Origin of the sequence: Blastococcus sp. TML/C7B (assembly GCF_016612845.1) — a bacterium.
Lineage (GTDB): Bacteria > Actinomycetota > Actinomycetes > Mycobacteriales > Geodermatophilaceae > Blastococcus.
Genome location: NZ_JAEOAA010000002.1, coordinates 18433 through 34449, shown reverse-complemented (window position 1 = coordinate 34449; position 16017 = coordinate 18433). Strand labels below are relative to the sequence as shown.

Below are 16017 nucleotides of genomic sequence, written 5' to 3'. Positions count from 1 at the left end.
CCCGTGACGACCGCACCGCCGCTCCCCGTCGTGGCCGGCGTCGACGGCTCGGAGGTCTCCGTGCGGGCGGCCCGCTTCGCCGCCGAGACCGCCCGCCGGCGCGGGGCGCCGCTGCAGCTCGTGCACGCCGCGCTCGACGTCGCGGACCTGCTCGGGTCGCGTGCGGACCGCACCCTGCAGGCGGTCACCGCCTCGCTGGGCACGGCCTGCGCACCGGTGCAGGTGCGCTGGGCGGTCGAGCAGGGCGATCCGGTGGACGTGCTCCGCTCCGCGTCCGCGTCCGCGCAGCTGGTCGTGGTCGGCGGCCAGGGCGCCGGCGGGACGACGGCGCCACGGGTCGGCAGCACCGCCGGCGACCTCGCGGCCTCGGCGGGCTGCCCCGTCGTCGTGCTGCCCGACAACACCACCTCGATCGTCGTGCGCGGCCGGCGCTCCGTCGTCGTCGGTGTGTGACGGGCACCCGAGCGGGCACGCGGTCCTCGCCTTCGCCTTCCGGGAGGCGGCGGCGCGCGGCACCGACCTGGTCGCGGTGCACACGTGGCGCGCGGTCTCCCCCGCCCGGTTCGAGTCCGACGGCCCGGTCATCGACTGGGCCGCGGTGCGCGCCGACGAGGAGCGGCTGCTCAGCGAGACGCTGCACGACTGGCAGGAGCGCTGGCCCGGCGTCGTCGTCCGCGAGGTGATCGCCCGCGGCCGCGCCGCGCGCAGCCTGCTCGCCGCCGGGCTCACCGCCGAGCTGCTGGTCATCGGCCACCGGCGGCGCGGCGTCTTCGCGACCCGCCGCTCGACCACCCGCGCCGTGCTGCGCCAGGCCACGGGGCCGGTCGCGGTGGTCCCGATCGAGCCCGCCCTGGAGGACTGAGCGGGGGCGCACGGACGCCGGGAGGGGGGCGGGCTGGCCTCGCCGGAGGCCGGGCAGCAGACTCGTGCTCGCCCCGCCCGCGACCACCTCCGGAGAGCCACGATGACCGCGACCACCCGGGGTGGCGTCGACGCACCCGGCCTGCTGGACGCCCTGACCCGGGCCGGGATCGGCGACGTCGACGACTCCGGGCTGGCCCGGGCGCTGTACTCCTCCGACGCCTCCCTCTACCGGGTGCTGCCGCGCGCCGTCGTCCGCCCCCGGGACACCGACGAGGTGCTGGCGACCCTGGCGGTCTGCCGCGAGCTCGGCGTCCCGCTGACCGCCCGCGGCGCGGGCACCTCCATCGCCGGCAACGCCGTCGGCCCGGGCGTCGTGCTGGACACCAGCCGCCACCTGAACCGGGTGCTGGCCATCGACCCCGAGCAGCGGACGGCCACCGTCGAGCCCGGCCTCGTGCAGGCCGCGCTGCAGACCGCCGCGCGCCCGGCGGGTCTGCGGTTCGGCCCCGATCCGAGCACGCACAACCGCTGCACGATCGGCGGGATGATCGGCAACAACGCCTGCGGCTCGCGGGCGCTGGGCTACGGGCGCACCTCCGACAACGTCGTCGGCCTCGACGTCGTCACCGGGAGCGGCGCCCGGCTCGCCCTCGGCCCCGGCACACCGGCCGCCGACGGCGTCCTGGGCGACCTCTCCGCGCTGGTGGCCGGTGAGCTCGCGACGATCCGCACCGAGCTCGGCCGCTTCGGCCGCCAGGTGTCGGGCTACTCGCTGGAGCACCTGCTGCCGGAGAACGGGTTCGACGTCGCCCGTGCGCTGGTCGGCAGCGAGGGGACGCTCGGGCTGGTGCTGGGCGCCACGGTGCGGCTGGTCGCCGACGCCCCGTTCCGCGGGCTGGTCGTGCTCGGCTACCCGTCGATGGCCGAGGCGGCCGACGCCACGCCGGCGCTGCTCCCCCACCGGCCGACCGCCGTCGAGGGCCTGGACGCCCGCATGGTGCAGCGGCTGCGCGACGTGCCGGCCGCCGTCGTCCCCGACCTGCCGCGCGGCGGGGGCTGGCTGGTCGTCGAGCTCACCGGTGACAGCGTCGCCGAGATCGAGGACGCCGCCCGGGGGGTGCTGGCCGACGCCGGCGCGCTGGACTCGCTGGTGGTCACCGACGTCGCCGAGGCGGCGGCGATCTGGCGGATCCGCGAGGACGGCGCCGGGCTGGCGGCGCGCACCTCCGACGGGCACCCGGCGCACGCCGGCTGGGAGGACGCCGCCGTCCCGCCCGAGCGGCTCGGCGCCTACCTGCGCGAGTTCGAGGCGCTGCTGGACCAGCACGGGCTGCAGTGCGTGCCCTACGGGCACTTCGGCGACGGCTGCGTGCACGGCCGGATCGACTTCCCGTTCGGCGCCGGCGGCGAGCGCGACCGGGCCCGGAGCCGCTACCGGGCGTTCGTGGAGGACGCCGCCCGCCTGGTCGCCGGCTACGGGGGCTCGCTGTCCGGGGAGCACGGCGACGGCCGGGCCCGCAGCGAGCTGCTGCCGCTCATGTACTCCCCCGCCGTCATCTCGCTGTTCGAACGGGTCAAGGCGGTGTTCGACCCCGACGACGTGCTCAACCCGGGCGTGCTCGTCCGGCCGGACCGGCTCGACGACGACATCCGGATGGCCGCGGCACCGGCGCTGACCCGCGCGGAGCGGCCGGCCCTCGCCCTGGCCTACCGGCACGACGGCGGGGACTTCTCCGCGGCGGTGCACCGCTGCACCGGCGTCGGCAAGTGCCGGGCCGACCTGCAGTCCTCCGGCGGGGTCATGTGCCCCTCGTGGCCGGCGACCCGCGAGGAGAAGGACTCCACCCGCGGCCGCGCCCGGGTGCTGCAGGAGATGCTCGCGCCCGGCGGGCCGGTGCGGAACTGGCGCTCGCCGGAGGTGCACGACGCGCTGGACCTGTGCCTGTCGTGCAAGGGCTGCTCCTCGGACTGCCCGACCGGCGTGGACATGGCGTCGTACAAGACCGAGGTGCTGCACCAGTCCTACCGGCGGCGGCTGCGGCCGCGCCCGCACTACACGCTGGGCTGGCTGCCGCGCTGGGCCGACCTCGCCGCGCGGGCGCCCCGGGTGGTCAACGCGGTGCTGGGCACCCGCGTCGGCGGCCGGCTGGCCAAGTGGGGCGCCGGCATGGACCAGCGGCGCTCGGTGCCCGAGTTCGCCCGGCGCACCTTCCGGCAGCAGTGGGCGCAGCGGGCGCCCGGCGCGGACGGGGCGCCCGTGGCGCTGTGGGTGGACTCGTTCACCGACCACTTCGACCCGGACGTCGCGATGGCCGCCGCCGAGGTGCTCGAGGCCGCGGGCTACCGGGTGGAGGTGCCCGGCGCGGACACCTGCTGCGGGCTGACCTGGATCACCACCGGCCAGCTGGACGCCGCCCGCCGCATCCTGGGGCACACCGTCGCCGAGCTCGCCCCCTACGCGGCGACCGGCGTCCCGGTCGTCGGCGTCGAGCCCTCGTGCACGGCGGTGCTGCGGGCCGAGGCGCTCGAGGTGGTGGGCGGCGCCGACGCCGAGCGGGTGGCGGCTGCCACCCGCACCCTCGCCGAGCTGCTCACCGACACCCCGGGCTGGGAGCCGCCGTCCCTCGCGGGCCTGCGGATCGTCGCCCAGCCGCACTGCCACCACACCTCGGTGCTGGGCTGGTCGGCCGACGCCGCCCTGCTGCGGAAGGCCGGCGCCGAGGTCACCCGGCTCGGCGGCTGCTGCGGGCTGGCCGGCAACTGGGGCGTGGAGCAGGGCCACCACGACGTCTCGGTGGCCATCGCCGGGCAGCAGCTGCTGCCGGCGGTCGCCGACCTGGCCGACGACGCCGTCGTCCTCGCCGACGGGTTCTCCTGCCGCACCCAGCTCGACCAGCTGGCCGGCCGCCGAGGCCGGCACCTCGCCGAGCTGCTCGCCGGGCACCGGCCGTAGGCGGGTTCTGCGACGATGGGCGCGTGGACCTCGAGGAGACCCTGCTGCCGGGCGTCGGCGTCCGGTACGAGCTGACCACCGGGTCCGGGCAGCTGCTGGGCGTCGTGGTCGGCCGTGCGGGCGGCGCCGAGCTGAGCGTCTACGACGCGCGCGACCCCGACCGCGCGCGCAGCATGCTCCGGCTGTCCCCCGAGGAGGCCGACGCGCTCGCCGAGGTGCTGGGCGCGCCGCGGCTGACGCAGCGGTTCGCCGACCTGTCCAAGGAGGTCCCCGGGCTCGAGTCCGGCCGGTTCACGGTGCCCTCGGGCTCCCCGTTCGCCGGCCGGCCGCTCGGCGACACGCGCGCCCGCACCCTCACCGGCTGCTCCATCGTGGCGATCGTCCGCGGCGCCGACGTCGTCCCCTCCCCCGGGCCGCAGGACGAGCTCCGCGCCGGCGACGTGCTGGTGGCGGTCGGGTCGAGGAACGGGCTCGAGCAGTTGGAGCGGCGGCTCTCCGGGCGGGCCTGACCGGGTGGACCACGTCGCCGCCCTGCTGGTCGAGCTCGGGCTCCTGTTCCTGGGGCTGTCCGTCCTGGGCGTCGTCGCCCGCCGCGCCGGCCTCACGCCGATCCCCTTCGTGCTCGTCGCGGCACTGGCGTTCGGGGAGGGCGGGGCCGCGTCGCTGGAGACGTCGGAGCCCTTCCTCACCGCCGCGGCGGAGATCGGCGTCGTCCTGCTGCTGCTGACGCTGGGGCTGGAGTTCTCCGCCGAGGAGCTCTTCGGCTCGCTGCGCCGCCACGCGCCGTCAGGTGCGGTCGACCTGCTGCTGAACTTCCCTCCGGGCTTCGTCGCCGGGCTGCTCCTCGGCCTGCCGTGGCCGGCCGCGCTCGCACTCGGCGGCATCACCTGGATCTCGTCGTCGGGCATCGTGGCGCAGCTGCTCGGCGACCTGGGCCGGTTGGCCAACCGCGAAACCCCGGCGGTCCTGTCCGTGCTGGTCCTCGAGGACCTGGCCATGGCCCTGTTCCTCCCGCTGCTCGTGGTCGCGCTGGCCGGCGAGGGGCCGGCGCAGGCCGCCGGCGGCATCGCACTCGCGGTGACCGCCGTCCTCCTGGCGCTGTTCGCCGCGCAGCGGCACGGGCACCGGCTGGGTCGCATCCTCAGTTCCCGCCACGACGAGCAGGTGCTGCTCCGGCTGGTCGGCCTCACGCTCCTCGTCGCCGGGCTGGCCCAGGCCGGCGGCGCCTCGGCCGCCGTGGGGGCCTTCCTGGTCGGCATCGCGCTGCCGGCGTCCTTCGCCGACCGGGCCCGGGACCTGCTCTCCCCGCTGCGCGAGGTCTTCGCCGCCACCTTCTTCGTGGCCTTCGGGCTGAGCACCGATCCCGGCGAGATCCTCCCGGTCCTGCCGGCCGCGCTCGCGCTGGCGGTCGTCACCTGCGCCACCAAGCTGGGCACGGGCTGGTTCGCCGCCCGTCGCGACGGCGTCGCCGTCCCCGGCAGGCTGCGGGCCGGGTCCGCGCTGGTGGCCCGCGGCGAGTTCTCCATCGTCATCGCCGGGCTGGCCGTCGCAGCCGGGCACGAGTCGCTCGGCCCGGTGGCCACCGGCTACGTGCTGCTCCTCGCCGTGGCCGGCCCGGTGCTCACCCGGTTCGTGGATCCGCTGTCGGCCCGGTTCGTGCCGGCCCCCACGCGCTGACCTGCCGTGCGGGCCGTGCAGCGGGGCCGGGCAGCCAACGGCTGCCCGGCCCCGGTCGTGCGCCCCGCTGCGCGGGGGTCGTGCATCAGGCCTTCGGGCCACCCGCGGCGTAGACGACCTGGCCGGAGATGAAGCCCGCGCCCTCGCTGGCGAAGAACGAGACGAGGTGCGCGATGTCCTCGGGCTGGCCGACGCGCTGGACCGGGATCTGCGACCCGGCGCCCTTGATGAAGTCGTCGAAGGGGATCCCCATGCGGTCGGCGGTCGCCTTGGTCATCTCGGTCTGGATGAAGCCGGGGGCGATGGCGTTGGAGGTGACGCCGAACTTGCCGAGCTCGATGGCGAGGGTCTTGGTGAAGCCCTGCAGACCGGCCTTGGCGGTGGAGTAGTTGGCCTGACCGCGGTTGCCGAGCGCCGAGGTGCTGGACAGGTTGACGATCCGGCCCCACTTCTGCTCGATCATGTACTTCTGCGCGGCCCGCGCCATGAGGAAGGCACCGCGGAGGTGCACGTTCATGACGATGTCCCAGTCGGAGTCCGACATCTTGAACAGCATGTTGTCGCGCAGCACGCCGGCGTTGTTGACCAGCACGACCGGCGCACCGAGCTCGGTGGCGATGCGGTCGACGGCGGCCTGGACCTGCTCGGCGTCGCTCACGTCGGCACCGACGGCCAGGGCCTGACCACCGTCGGCCTTGATGGCGTCCACGGTGACCTGGGCGGCCGACTCGTCGAGGTCCAGGACCGCGACGGCGAACCCGTCCTTGGCCAGCCGCTTCGCCGTCGCGGCACCGATGCCGCGCGCGCCGCCGGTGACGATGGCGGCACGGGTGCCGCTCACTGCCTCGCTCATGTTGTTTCCTCTCGTCAGGTCTGCGCTGCCGTCGTCCCGACCGAGGGGAGCGGCAACGCCCGGCACCTTACGGGGACCGCGTGAGGCAGCCGTCACACGGGGCAGCGGCGGGCCGTCAGGGCCAGATCGAGGCGACGATGATCGCGGCGACCGCGAGCTGACCCGCGGCGCTCACCAGGCTGGCCGGGTGGAAGCGCACCTGGACCAACGCCTTCCCCAGCGATCCGGGTGTCACCAGGTTCAGCACCAGGAAGGCGACCGCCTGGAGCAGCACGCCCAGGACGCCGAAGACCACCGTCCACCACAGCGCCCGGCCGAAGCCGTCGGTCGCGTTGGTCCAGATGGTGGTGAACGCGATCGCGCCCTGGCCGAGGAAGCCCGCGGCCAGCACGATGCCGGCGTTGACCGACCCCTCCTCGTAGATGTGCCGCCCCAGGTGCCCGGGGGTGAGCAGGTCGAGCGCCACGAAGCCCAACATGAGCAGGGCGATGCCCACGCCCGTGTAGGCGGCGGCGTAGCCGATGCTGGCCAGCACGAGAGCGACCTCCGGGGTGTCGGGACGGGTGCCGGGAACGGCCTGCCGTGTCTACCGCACCGGCATCCGGCGGTGCACCCGGCGCGCTCAGGTGGTCGGCGTCGTCCCGGAGCCGTCGGGCGGTCCGGCGTCCTCGGCCGGCAGGTGCTCGGCGTCCTGGTCACGGCGCGGGTGGTGCAGCCGGCGGACCGACGCCAGCGCGGAGCGGCGGGCGTTCATCCGGCGGCGCGCACGGGAGGTGCGCGGTGCGCGCGGCTCCTCGCGGAGCAGCGCGTCGAGCCAGTGGCCGCGCGGGTCGACGTCCACCAGCAGGGCCTTGACCAGCAGCGTGAGCGGGATGGCGAGCAGCGCGCCGAGGGCGCCGAGCACCCAGCCCCAGAACAGCAGGGCGATGAAGGTGACCGTCATCGACAGGCCGACCGAGTCGCCGACGAAGCGCGGCTGGACGAGCGTCTGGACGACGAAGTTGAGCAGCGTGTAGATGACCACGATCGCGGTCAGCTCGCCCCATCCCCCGGCGAGCAGGCCGAGCAGCGCCGGCGGGACGACGCCCAGCACGAACCCGATGTTCGGCACGTAGTTGGTGATGAACGCCAACAGCCCCCACAGCGCCGCCGCGGGCACGCCGAGGATGGCCAGCGCGATCCCGTCACCCACGGCGACGATCGCCCCGAACACGGTGCTGACGAGCAGGTAGCTGCGGGTGCCCGAGGCGAAGAGGCTGAAGGCCAACGGCAGGTGCGGTCGTTCCCGGGCGATCAGCGCCAGCCGCTGCCCGTAGCCGCTGGACTCGATGGCCATGAACACCAGGGCCGAGAGCAGCAGGATCAGCGTGCTGGCGGCCGCCGTGATCCGGCCCAGCAGGTCGGTGGCCAGCCCGACGACCGCGCCGTAGTCGATCTGCCCGACCCAGTCCGAGAGCTGCCCGGAGACGATCCCTCGGTCGTTGAGGTCGTTGACGACGCCGTCGATGAGCTCCTGGGCCCGGTCGGAGTAGTCCGGGAGCAGGGCGGCGAGCTGGGCGACGCTGAGCACCAGCAACGCGACGAAGCCGAGCAGCACCGCCCACACGAGGACCAGCAGCACCGTCGTCGCCACCCAGCGCGGGGCGCCGTGGCGGCGCAGCCAGCTCGAGACCGGCATGAGGCCCACGACGACGACGAGCGCGAGCAGGATCGGCGCGGCCAGCCAGGCGACGGCACGCAGCCCGGCGATCGCGATCGTCGCGGCGGCCAGCCCGCCCAGCAGGAGCAGCCAGCGCGGCAGACCCGTGGGCGAGCCTTCGACGGCGCCGGCCGGCGGGGTCGCTCCCGAGGCCGGTGGCGGGGTCCCGCCCGCCAGGTCCGCCGGGACCGGCTCGACGGGCTCCCCGGCAGACCGGAGATCGCGAGCCGCCTCGCGGCCGGTGCCGTGCACCTCCGGTCGCAGCACCACGCGCGCTCCCTCCCAGGACGGGCGCCCCGTACCCCCTGAGAGTGCACCCATGCCCGCTGCGGCGCACACCACTCGGTGCGTGCGGGTGGGGGCTGATCGGTTGCGCCCCCCTTGACGTCGAGGGGGTGGCCGCAGCCGGGGGCGACGGCGTCCGCCACCTCACGGCCCGTCGGAGAATCTCCGGTCGGCAGGCCGCTGAGCAGCGGAAACTGTCAGACCCTCTCCGTAGCTTGGGTGCATGACGGTGACCGCGGAGCAGCCCCAGGGTGGGTTGATCGAGTGGTTGCTGTGGCGGGAGCCGTCGGTCGAGCGGTTGCCGGTGGCGCGGTTGACCGCCGAGCAGAAGGTCACCGAGTTGCAGCGGGTGCGGGCGCGCAAGGGGATGGACGACGCCTACGAGGCCGCCCTGCTGATGTCGCTGGCCGCGGATCGGCCGGACATCGACGATCCGCCGCCGGGGCATCCGGGTGCGCGGCGCCGCGGTGGCGGGTCGCCGGTGCCGGGCACGTCGGAGTTCCTGCCCGACGAGGTGGCGTTGGTGCTGAACTGCGGACGGCCGTACGCCGTCGGCCTGCTGGCGGATGCGTTCCAGGTGGTGGAGCGGATGCCGGCGGTGCACGCCGCGTGCGCGGCGGGGCGGTTGGACTGGTTCCGGGCGCGGGTGTTCGCCGACGTGCTGGCCGGCGCCACGAACGAGGTGGCTGCCGCGGTGGTGGCGGCGGTGCTGCCGGAGGCGGCGGGCCTGTCGTCGGGGAAGCTGCGCACCCGGCTGGTCGCCGCCGGGGTCGCCGCGGATGAGGAGTTCGCCGAACGGCGCCGGATCGAGGCCGAACGGCGCGCCGCCGTGCGGGTCTCCCCGACCGGGGACGGGATGTCGGCGTTGACCACGAGCTTGTCAACTTCTCTGTGTAAGACCTGCAGTCGATCTTGATGTTGTCAGCTGAGGTAAGGCTCGATGCGGTCGCCGAAGGCGATCATCATCTCGGCCATGGCCGGCTTCCAGCCCTGGGTGACCGCGCCCTCGACGAGCTTGCCGGGTGCGGTGCGCTGGTTGGCCGGCTTGCCGCGGTCCTTGAGCCGCTCCCGGGCCCGCTTGTCCTCGATGTCGCGGATCGCCAGCCAGAGCAGCTTGATCACCGCGGCGTCGTTGGGGAAGTGCCCCCGGTTCTTGATGATCTTCCGGAGCTGGTAGTTCAGCGACTCGATCATGTTCGTCGTGTAGATGATCTTGCGGAGCGCGGGTCCGAAGGCGAGGAACGGGATGAACCGCTCCCAGGCGTTCTGCCAGGTCGCCACCGCCGCCGGGTATTTGCGTCCCAGGTCGGAGTCGGCGAACTCCAGCAGCGTGGTCTCGGCGGCATCGGCGGTCGGGGCGGTGTAGACGCCCTTGAGCGCGGCGGCCACCTTCTTGCGGTCGCCGTAGGACACGAACCGCATCGAGGCGCGGATCAGGTGCACCACGCAGGTCTGCACGGTCGTGTGCGGAAAGGTCGCCTCGATCGCCTCGGGCAGGCCGGTCAGCCCGTCACAGCAGGCGATGAGGATGTCCCGCACGCCGCGGTTGGCCAGTTCGGCCACCACGCCGGCCCAGAACTTCGCGCCCTCGGTGGCCTGCACCCAGATCCCCAGCACGTGCTTGATGCCGTCGAGGTCCACTCCGACCACGATGTGCGCGGCCCGGTTGCGCACCTGATGGCCGTCGCGGATCTTCACCACCAGCGCGTCGACGTAGACGATCGGGTAGATCGGCTCCAGCGGCCGAGCCTGCCATGCGCCGACCTCGTCGAGCACCGCGTCGGTGATCTTGCTGATCGTGTCGTGGGACAGCTCGGTGCCGATCGTGCGGGCCAGATGGTGCTGGATGTCGCGCACCGTCATCCCACCCGCGTAGAGCGAGATGATCATGTCGTCCAGGCCGCCGAGGCGGCGTTCGCCCTTGGGCACCAGCTGCGGGGTGAAACTGCCCGCCCGGTCCCGGGGCACGGCCAGCGGCAGCGGGCCGACCTCGGACTGCACCGTCTTGGGCGTGCTGCCGTTGCGGCTGTTCGGCGAGCCCCGGCCGACCGGATCGCCCCGCTCGTAGCCGACGTGCTCGGTCAGCTCAGCGGCCAGTCCCCGCTCGAGGACGGCCTTGACCAGCTCCGGAAGGAACCCGCCCTCCCCGGTCAGCGCCACTCCGCCGGTCTCGGCCCGGTCGATCAACGCATCCAGCCACGTGTCATCGGCCAACAGCTGCCGCAGCTGCGCCCCGCTCACCCGGCCCGGGCCACCCGGGTCGCCGGCCTGCTCATCGGTCACGGTCATCAGGGTGCTCCCTCCCGAGGCCACAGCCCCAGGCTCACGCAGCTCCTACACAGACCATCTGACACGCCCTTGACCACCGAGGCTCCCTCGGCGGTGGCCGCGGCGATGTGGTCGGTGATCGACCAGGCCGCCCAGCTGGCCCGCACCGCCGGGGACGACCGGCCGATCGGGGTGCTGCGCGCCGAGGCGCACGCCGCGCTGGTGCTGCGCACCGGCGCCGACGGCCCGGCCGTGACCGGGCACCTCACCCTCACCGCCCCGCTGTCCGCGCTCCGCCCGCCGGGAACAGCGGCCAGCGCCGAGCGGACGGACCTGGGCGGGCCGGTGCCGCAGCTGGGCAGCACCCCCATCACCACCGCGCACCTGCGCGAACTGCTCGCCCAGCTCGGCGCGCTCGGCGTCCAGGCACCCCCGGGTGGCAGCCTGGCCTTGGCGCTGACCGACGACGACGGCGCGCTGCTGGCCACCACCACCCCCGCCGAACTCGCACGACTGGCCGCCCGGGGCTGCCCAGCGCACGGCAAGAACGCCGACTGCGGCTGCCCCGCCCTCGGCCCACCACCGGCAGTGCCCGGCTACACCCACACCGCCGCCCAGGAACGCTTCCTGCGGCTGCGCGACCGCACCTGCCGCCACCCCGGCTGCGGCCAACCCGCCGGCCGCACCGACGCCGACCACGTCCTGCCCTACGACTGCGGCGGCCGCACCACCTGCCACAACCTGTGCTGCCTGTGCCGCACCCACCACCGGCTCAAGACCTTCGCCCGCGGCTGGCGCTACCGCCTGCACCCCGACGGCACCCTCACCGTCACCACACCCTCTGGCGTCACCCGCACCACCCGACCACCCGGCCTGCGACACCCCCAGACCCAACGAGCCCTGCCCCCACCCCGACCCAGCCCGGTCGACGAGGACACCCCGCCCTTCTGAACCCGACCCCGCCCTCCCCAGCACCGACCCGGCGCGCGGATGCGTCACCCGGCGGCCCGGAACGACGCATCCGCGCGCCCGGTCGGGCGCCGCCGCCGGCCCGGACTCGAACGGCGGACAAGGACAACCGCGCCTGGTGGACCCCGACCCGGCGCACGGATGCGTCATCCAGCAGCCCGGGACGACGCATCCGCGCGCCCGGTCGGACGTGCTTGCGCGCCGGGCTGTCGGTCCAGCGGGAGCAGCCGGGTCAGCGCGGGGCGTCGAGGAGCTCGGTCATGGCGGTGAGGCCGAAGAACTGCGCTGTCATGCGCGCGGTCATCTCGCCGGCGTCCGGGTCGGCGCCGGCGGCCAGCAGGTGGCGGACGGCGTCCTCGGCCTGCTTGAACACCGCCGCGGCCAGCGCCGTCTGACCCTTGTCGTTGATCCGCGCGTGGTCGGCACCGCGCTCGAGCAGCGCCGCCACCGTCTCGCCGTGGCTGTAGTACGCCGCCAGCACCAGCAGCGTGTCCCCCGAGCTGTTGGTCAGGTCCACGGGCACGCCGGCGTCGATGTACGCCGCGAGCACCTCGGTGTTCCCCTGACGGGCCAGGTCGAACAGGTGCCCGGCGGGAACCGTGCCGGTGGTGGAACTGCCTCCGCTGGTCATGGAGGGCACCCTAGGAGGCCGCGCCGCCGCGGCGGTAGTGCGGCCCGCGGGTCAGCGCGGGGCGTCCAGCAGCTCGGTCATCGCCGTGAGCCCGAAGAACTGTGCCGTCGCCCGGGCGCTCTGCCCACCCTGGTCGGGGTCCGCGCCCGCCGCCAGCAGGTCCCCGACCGCCTCGGCGGACTGCTTGAACACCGCCGCCGCCAGCGCCGTCTGCCCCTTGTCGTTCACCCGGCCGTGGTCGGCGCCGCGGGCCAGGAGCGCCGCCACGGTCGGCGCCTGGCCGTAGTAGGCCGCCAGCAGCAGGAGCGTGTCGCCCTTGTCGTTGGTCAGGTTCGCCGGCACCCCGGCATCCAGGTAGGCGACCAGCTCGTCGGTGTGCCCGAACCGCGCCAGGTCGAACAGTCGGCCGGCCAGCTCGATGACCTCGGGGTCGATCGGTCCGCTCACTCCCCCAGCCTAGGAGGGGACGGGGCGCGGCACCGGAGCCCGGCACCGCGCCCCGCACGGTCAGTCCGCGATCGCCGGGCGGATGCCGCGCTGGTCGGCGTTCGGCGCCGCCTTCGCGACCAGCCCGGGCAGGACGTCGTCCAGCTCCTCGACCGTCCACCGCGCGCCCTTGTCGACGCCCGGTCCGGCCTGCCAGCCCTCGGCGACGCTGATCGTGCCGCCGCGGACGTTGAACACCCGGCCGGTCACCTCGCGGGCCGACGGCCCGGCAAGCCACACCACCAGCGGGGCGATGTTGTCGGGGGCGGAGGGGTCGAAGGCGTTCGGGTCGGGGTTCTGCCGGTCCGGCATCAGGTTCTCCGTCATCCGGGTCAGGGCGGCCGGCGCCACCGCGTTGACAGTGACGCCGTAGCGCCCCAGCTCCATCGCGGTGATCACGGTCATCGCCGCGATCCCGGCCTTGGCCGCCCCGTAGTTGGACTGCCCCGGGTTGCCGTAGATGCCCGAGGACGACGTGGTGTTGATGACCCGGGCGTCCACCGGACGCCCGGCCTTGTGCTCCTCGCGCCAGTAGGCAGCCGCGTGGCGCATCGGGCCGAACGTGCCCTTGAGGTGCACCTGGATGACCGAGTCCCACTCCTGCTCGCTCATGTTGACCAGCATCCGGTCGCGCAGGATGCCGGCGTTGTTGACCAGCACGTCCAGCCGGCCGAAGTGGTCGATGGTGGAGCGGACCAGGCGCTCGGCGGCGGCGAAGTCCGAGACGTCGTCCCCGTTGGCGATGGCCTGTCCGCCCTGGGCGCGGATCTCGTCGACCACCTCACCGGCCGGGCCGGTCGAGCCGCCCGTACCGTCCACCTCGGCGCCCAGGTCGTTGACCACGACGGCATAGCCGTGCCGGGCGAACTCCAGGGCGTGACCCCGGCCGATCCCCCGGGCCGCACCCGTCACGATGACCACGCGTTGCTCGTTGGACTGCATCAGGCAGGCCTCCTTCTCGTCGGTGCCCCTAGAATCCAGTTCCAGGATTGCCGGAGTCAACCGGCTGGGCCGCCGGACGGGCGACCGCTCGACCTGCGAGGGGATGCATTGGCTGCCGACGCGCGGACCACCAGCAGCGAGGGTGCCGCACCCCCGCCGCCGGCCGCTCCGGAGGGGGTGGGCGCCGAGGAGGCGCCCGACGAACCCGCCGTCATGAAGGAGGCCTGGCGGACCCTCTCGGTCGTCAGCCTGGCCAGCATCTTCTCGGGCATGTCGGGCAGCGCCCTCAACGTCGCCCTGCCCACCGTCGTGCGGCACTTCGAGGCCAGCGCCACCGCGGCGAGCTGGATGCTGCTGGCCTTCATGCTGGCCAACACCGGCCTGATGATCTTCTTCGGCCGGCTGGCCGACATGTTCGGGCGCCGGCAGATGTACTTGATGGGCCTGGCCACCTTCACCCTCGCCAGCTTCCTGTGCGGTCTGGCCCCCAACGCCTGGATCGTCGTCGGCCTGCGCGTGCTCCAGGCCGCGGGCGCCGCGATGCTGCTGACCAACAGCGCCGCGCTCGTCACTGCCGCCTTCCCCCGCGCCCGGCTCGGCCAGGGCATGGGCATCTACCTCGCCTCCTTCTCGGTCGCCCAGCTGCTGGGCCCGACGGTCGGCGGCGTGCTAGCCGAGCACGCCGGCTGGCGCTGGGTGTTCTGGTTCAACGTGCCGATCGGCCTGCTCTGCCTGGCCTGGGGCGCCTGGGCCCTCCCCCGGGTCGCGCGCTCCGGCGAGCGCCAGGGCATCGACGTCCCCGGCAACCTGCTCGTGCTGGTCGCGCTGGGCAGCGGCCTGGCCGCGCTCTCGCAGGCGACCACGCTGGGCTGGACCAGCTGGGTGGTCGTCGGCGGGCTGGCCGTCTTCACCCTCGGCATGCCGCTGTTCGTGCTCTTCGAGCGCCGGGTCGCCCACCCGCTGGTCGACATGACGCTGTTCCGCGACCGGCCCTTCGCCCTGGGCCTGCTCGCCTCGTTCCTGAACTCGACGTCGCAGGCCGGCGTGCTGCTGCTGTTCTCGCTGTACTTCCAAGCCGTGCAGGGCGTGGACCCGCTGTCGGCCGGTCTGCGCGTCCTGCCGCTGGCGGTGGCGACGCTGATCTTCTCGTCGTCCTCGGGCCTGTTCCAGCGGCACATCTCCCCGCGTGCCCTCGCCGTCGTCGGCAACGTGTGCACCGGCGCCGGCCTGCTGGTGCTGTTCACGTCGGTGGTCACCGGCGCCGCCTACCCGGCGATCGCCGGGGGCCTGGTGCTCGCCGGCGCCGGGTCGGGGCTGTTCATGCCGTCGAACACCACCGCGCTCATGGGAGCCATGCCGCACAACCGGCTGGGCATCGCCAACGCGATGCGGCTGATGCTGCAGCAGAGCGGCTTCGTCGTCGGCACCGCCGTCGTCCTGTCGGTGCTCACCGCCCCGCTGGCCCCCGAGCTGCGGCAGTACGCCTTCGCCGGGACGCTCTCCGGCGTCTCGGCCGACGGACTGGCCGACCTGCTGCGCGGCTACCGCTGGACGCTGCTCACCATGCTCGCCGTCAATGCCGCCACGGCGCTGACATCGCTGGCCGCCCTGCGGGCCAGCCGGCGCGCCGACGCCGAAGCGGTCAGCCCGCCCGGGGGTCCGACAGCCGGCTGATGATCGCCAGCGCACTCTCGGTGACCGCGGTGGCCTGGTCCTCGCTGGTGCAGCCGATGATCTGTCGTCCGGCCTCGCCCATCGCCGCGGTTAGGATGGAGACCAGCAGCCGGTCCGCAGGGCCGGTGCCCACCGCCAGCAGCACCGCGTTCTGCCGCACCCAGTCGTTGCGCCGGCGGCTGCGGACGAGGAAGAAACCTGGTGGCCCGTCGCCGTCGCGGAACAACCGGGCCAGCGCGCGCCGCTCCCACGTGGTCTCGAGGTACGCGCGCGCGCCGACGAGAAAGAGCTCTGTGCGCGAGGTCGTACCGGCCTGCCGGGCACGTGCGACCGCGGTGGCCGCCTGCTCCTCGTAGGCGGCCTGGTGGTCCTCCCACACGGCCAGGAACAGCTCGGACTTCCCGCCGTAGTGGTGGTACAGGCTGCCCACGCTCAGCCCGGCGCGCTCGACGACGTCGGCCACGCTGCACTCGGCGAACCCGCGCTCGGCGAACACCTGGCCGGCAGCGGCGATGAGCGCCCGGCGCGCTTCGGCGGTGCGGTTCCACTGCCTGGCGCTGCCCTCAGGCTCTTCGGTGGTCCGCACCGGCGCACACCCCTCGACCCGACGATCCCGCGATCGAGCGCGACCCTAATGGGGGATAGTGGGCTGCGTCACCCTCCGCTCACGCCGCAGTACGGACGGGCTGGACCGAAAGCCTTGCCAAAGAACTTCG

At 74.4% G+C, this 16017-nt stretch carries 16 protein-coding genes; 8 read left to right on the top strand and 8 right to left on the bottom strand.

Going from position 1 to position 16017, the window contains the following annotated elements:
* Positions 1-3: 3 nt before the first annotated feature.
* The 5 genes from JKP76_RS13195 (at position 4) to JKP76_RS13175 (ending at position 5494) form a co-directional block, all read left to right on the top strand.
* Complete coding sequence (locus JKP76_RS13195) at positions 4-453, top strand: universal stress protein (protein WP_200491463.1); 450 nt, start codon at positions 4-6, stop codon at positions 451-453.
* Positions 446-862 carry a universal stress protein gene (locus JKP76_RS13190; protein ID WP_200491462.1) on the top strand — a complete coding sequence of 139 codons (417 nt, stop codon included), beginning with the start codon at positions 446-448 and terminating at the stop codon, positions 860-862. The genes JKP76_RS13195 and JKP76_RS13190 overlap by 8 nt, the downstream gene beginning before the upstream one ends.
* A 102-nt stretch (positions 863-964) precedes the next feature.
* A complete protein-coding gene (locus JKP76_RS13185; protein WP_200491461.1) occupies positions 965-3817 on the top strand; it encodes an FAD-binding and (Fe-S)-binding domain-containing protein in 2853 nt (950 codons plus the stop codon).
* Positions 3818-3840: 23 nt separating this feature from the next.
* Positions 3841-4326 carry a cation:proton antiporter regulatory subunit gene (locus JKP76_RS13180; protein ID WP_200491460.1) on the top strand — a complete coding sequence of 162 codons (486 nt, stop codon included), beginning with the start codon at positions 3841-3843 and terminating at the stop codon, positions 4324-4326.
* Between the two features lie 4 nt (positions 4327-4330).
* Positions 4331-5494, top strand: a complete 1164-nt coding sequence (locus JKP76_RS13175; protein WP_200491459.1) for a cation:proton antiporter — start codon at positions 4331-4333, stop codon at positions 5492-5494.
* Between the two features lie 85 nt (positions 5495-5579).
* Here the strand turns inward: JKP76_RS13175 and fabG are convergent, their stop codons facing one another.
* From fabG to JKP76_RS13160, 3 genes are all read right to left on the bottom strand, one after another.
* A complete protein-coding gene (fabG, locus tag JKP76_RS13170; protein ID WP_200491458.1) occupies positions 5580-6347 on the bottom strand; it encodes a 3-oxoacyl-ACP reductase FabG in 768 nt (255 codons plus the stop codon).
* Positions 6348-6462: 115 nt separating this feature from the next.
* Entirely contained in the window at positions 6463-6882 is a 420-nt protein-coding gene (locus JKP76_RS13165) for a DUF350 domain-containing protein (protein ID WP_200491457.1), read from the bottom strand.
* 87 nt (positions 6883-6969) lie between these two features.
* Positions 6970-8316 carry an AI-2E family transporter gene (locus tag JKP76_RS13160; RefSeq protein WP_309232980.1) on the bottom strand — a complete coding sequence of 449 codons (1347 nt, stop codon included), beginning with the start codon at positions 8314-8316 and terminating at the stop codon, positions 6970-6972.
* Between the two features lie 238 nt (positions 8317-8554).
* On the opposite strand from JKP76_RS13160, the gene JKP76_RS13155 reads away from it, so the two are divergent.
* Positions 8555-9247: a DUF222 domain-containing protein gene (locus tag JKP76_RS13155; protein ID WP_200491455.1), complete on the top strand. Its 693-nt coding sequence runs from the start codon at positions 8555-8557 to the stop codon at positions 9245-9247.
* A gap of 5 nt (positions 9248-9252) precedes the next feature.
* On the opposite strand, the gene JKP76_RS13150 is transcribed toward JKP76_RS13155, so the two are convergent.
* The gene (locus JKP76_RS13150) at positions 9253-10620 is read right to left on the bottom strand and encodes an IS256 family transposase (RefSeq protein WP_375335624.1); all 1368 of its coding nucleotides are present in this window, start codon (positions 10618-10620) and stop codon (positions 9253-9255) included.
* Between the two features lie 69 nt (positions 10621-10689).
* On the opposite strand from JKP76_RS13150, the gene JKP76_RS13145 reads away from it, so the two are divergent.
* On the top strand, positions 10690-11550 hold the full coding sequence (locus JKP76_RS13145) for an HNH endonuclease signature motif containing protein (RefSeq protein WP_200491454.1): 861 nt from the start codon (positions 10690-10692) through the stop codon (positions 11548-11550).
* 250 nt (positions 11551-11800) lie between these two features.
* Here the strand turns inward: JKP76_RS13145 and JKP76_RS13140 are convergent, their stop codons facing one another.
* From JKP76_RS13140 to JKP76_RS13130, 3 genes are read right to left on the bottom strand one after another with little or no spacing between them, the layout of a single operon-like run.
* Positions 11801-12199: an ankyrin repeat domain-containing protein gene (locus JKP76_RS13140; RefSeq protein WP_200491453.1), complete on the bottom strand. Its 399-nt coding sequence runs from the start codon at positions 12197-12199 to the stop codon at positions 11801-11803.
* Positions 12200-12250: 51 nt separating this feature from the next.
* On the bottom strand, positions 12251-12646 hold the full coding sequence (locus JKP76_RS13135) for an ankyrin repeat domain-containing protein (RefSeq protein WP_200491452.1): 396 nt from the start codon (positions 12644-12646) through the stop codon (positions 12251-12253).
* 60 nt (positions 12647-12706) lie between these two features.
* Entirely contained in the window at positions 12707-13627 is a 921-nt protein-coding gene (locus tag JKP76_RS13130; protein ID WP_200491451.1) for an SDR family oxidoreductase, read from the bottom strand.
* Between the two features lie 108 nt (positions 13628-13735).
* Here JKP76_RS13130 and JKP76_RS13125 point away from each other — a divergent pair, with 108 nt between their 5' ends.
* Positions 13736-15301 (top strand): MFS transporter, encoded by a 1566-nt coding sequence (locus JKP76_RS13125; protein ID WP_200491450.1) that lies wholly within the window; start codon positions 13736-13738, stop codon positions 15299-15301.
* Here the strand turns inward: JKP76_RS13125 and JKP76_RS13120 are convergent.
* On the bottom strand, positions 15270-15887 hold the full coding sequence (locus tag JKP76_RS13120) for a TetR/AcrR family transcriptional regulator (protein ID WP_200491449.1): 618 nt from the start codon (positions 15885-15887) through the stop codon (positions 15270-15272). The genes JKP76_RS13125 and JKP76_RS13120 overlap by 32 nt on opposite strands.
* Between the last annotated feature and the right edge of the window lie 130 nt (positions 15888-16017).

What these genes read in the sequence shown, in the direction of transcription:
- JKP76_RS13185 (WP_200491461.1), top strand. Translation starts at nt 965, where the DNA reads ATGACCGCGACCACCCGGGGTGGCGTCGACGCACCCGGCCTGCTGGAC.
- JKP76_RS13140 (WP_200491453.1), bottom strand. Translation starts at nt 12,199, where the DNA reads ATGACCAGCGGAGGCAGTTCCACCACCGGCACGGTTCCCGCCGGGCAC.
- JKP76_RS13155 (WP_200491455.1), top strand. Translation starts at nt 8,555, where the DNA reads ATGACGGTGACCGCGGAGCAGCCCCAGGGTGGGTTGATCGAGTGGTTG.
- JKP76_RS13150 (WP_375335624.1), bottom strand. Translation starts at nt 10,620, where the DNA reads ATGACCGTGACCGATGAGCAGGCCGGCGACCCGGGTGGCCCGGGCCGG.
- JKP76_RS13130 (WP_200491451.1), bottom strand. Translation starts at nt 13,627, where the DNA reads ATGCAGTCCAACGAGCAACGCGTGGTCATCGTGACGGGTGCGGCCCGG.
- fabG (WP_200491458.1), bottom strand. Translation starts at nt 6,347, where the DNA reads ATGAGCGAGGCAGTGAGCGGCACCCGTGCCGCCATCGTCACCGGCGGC.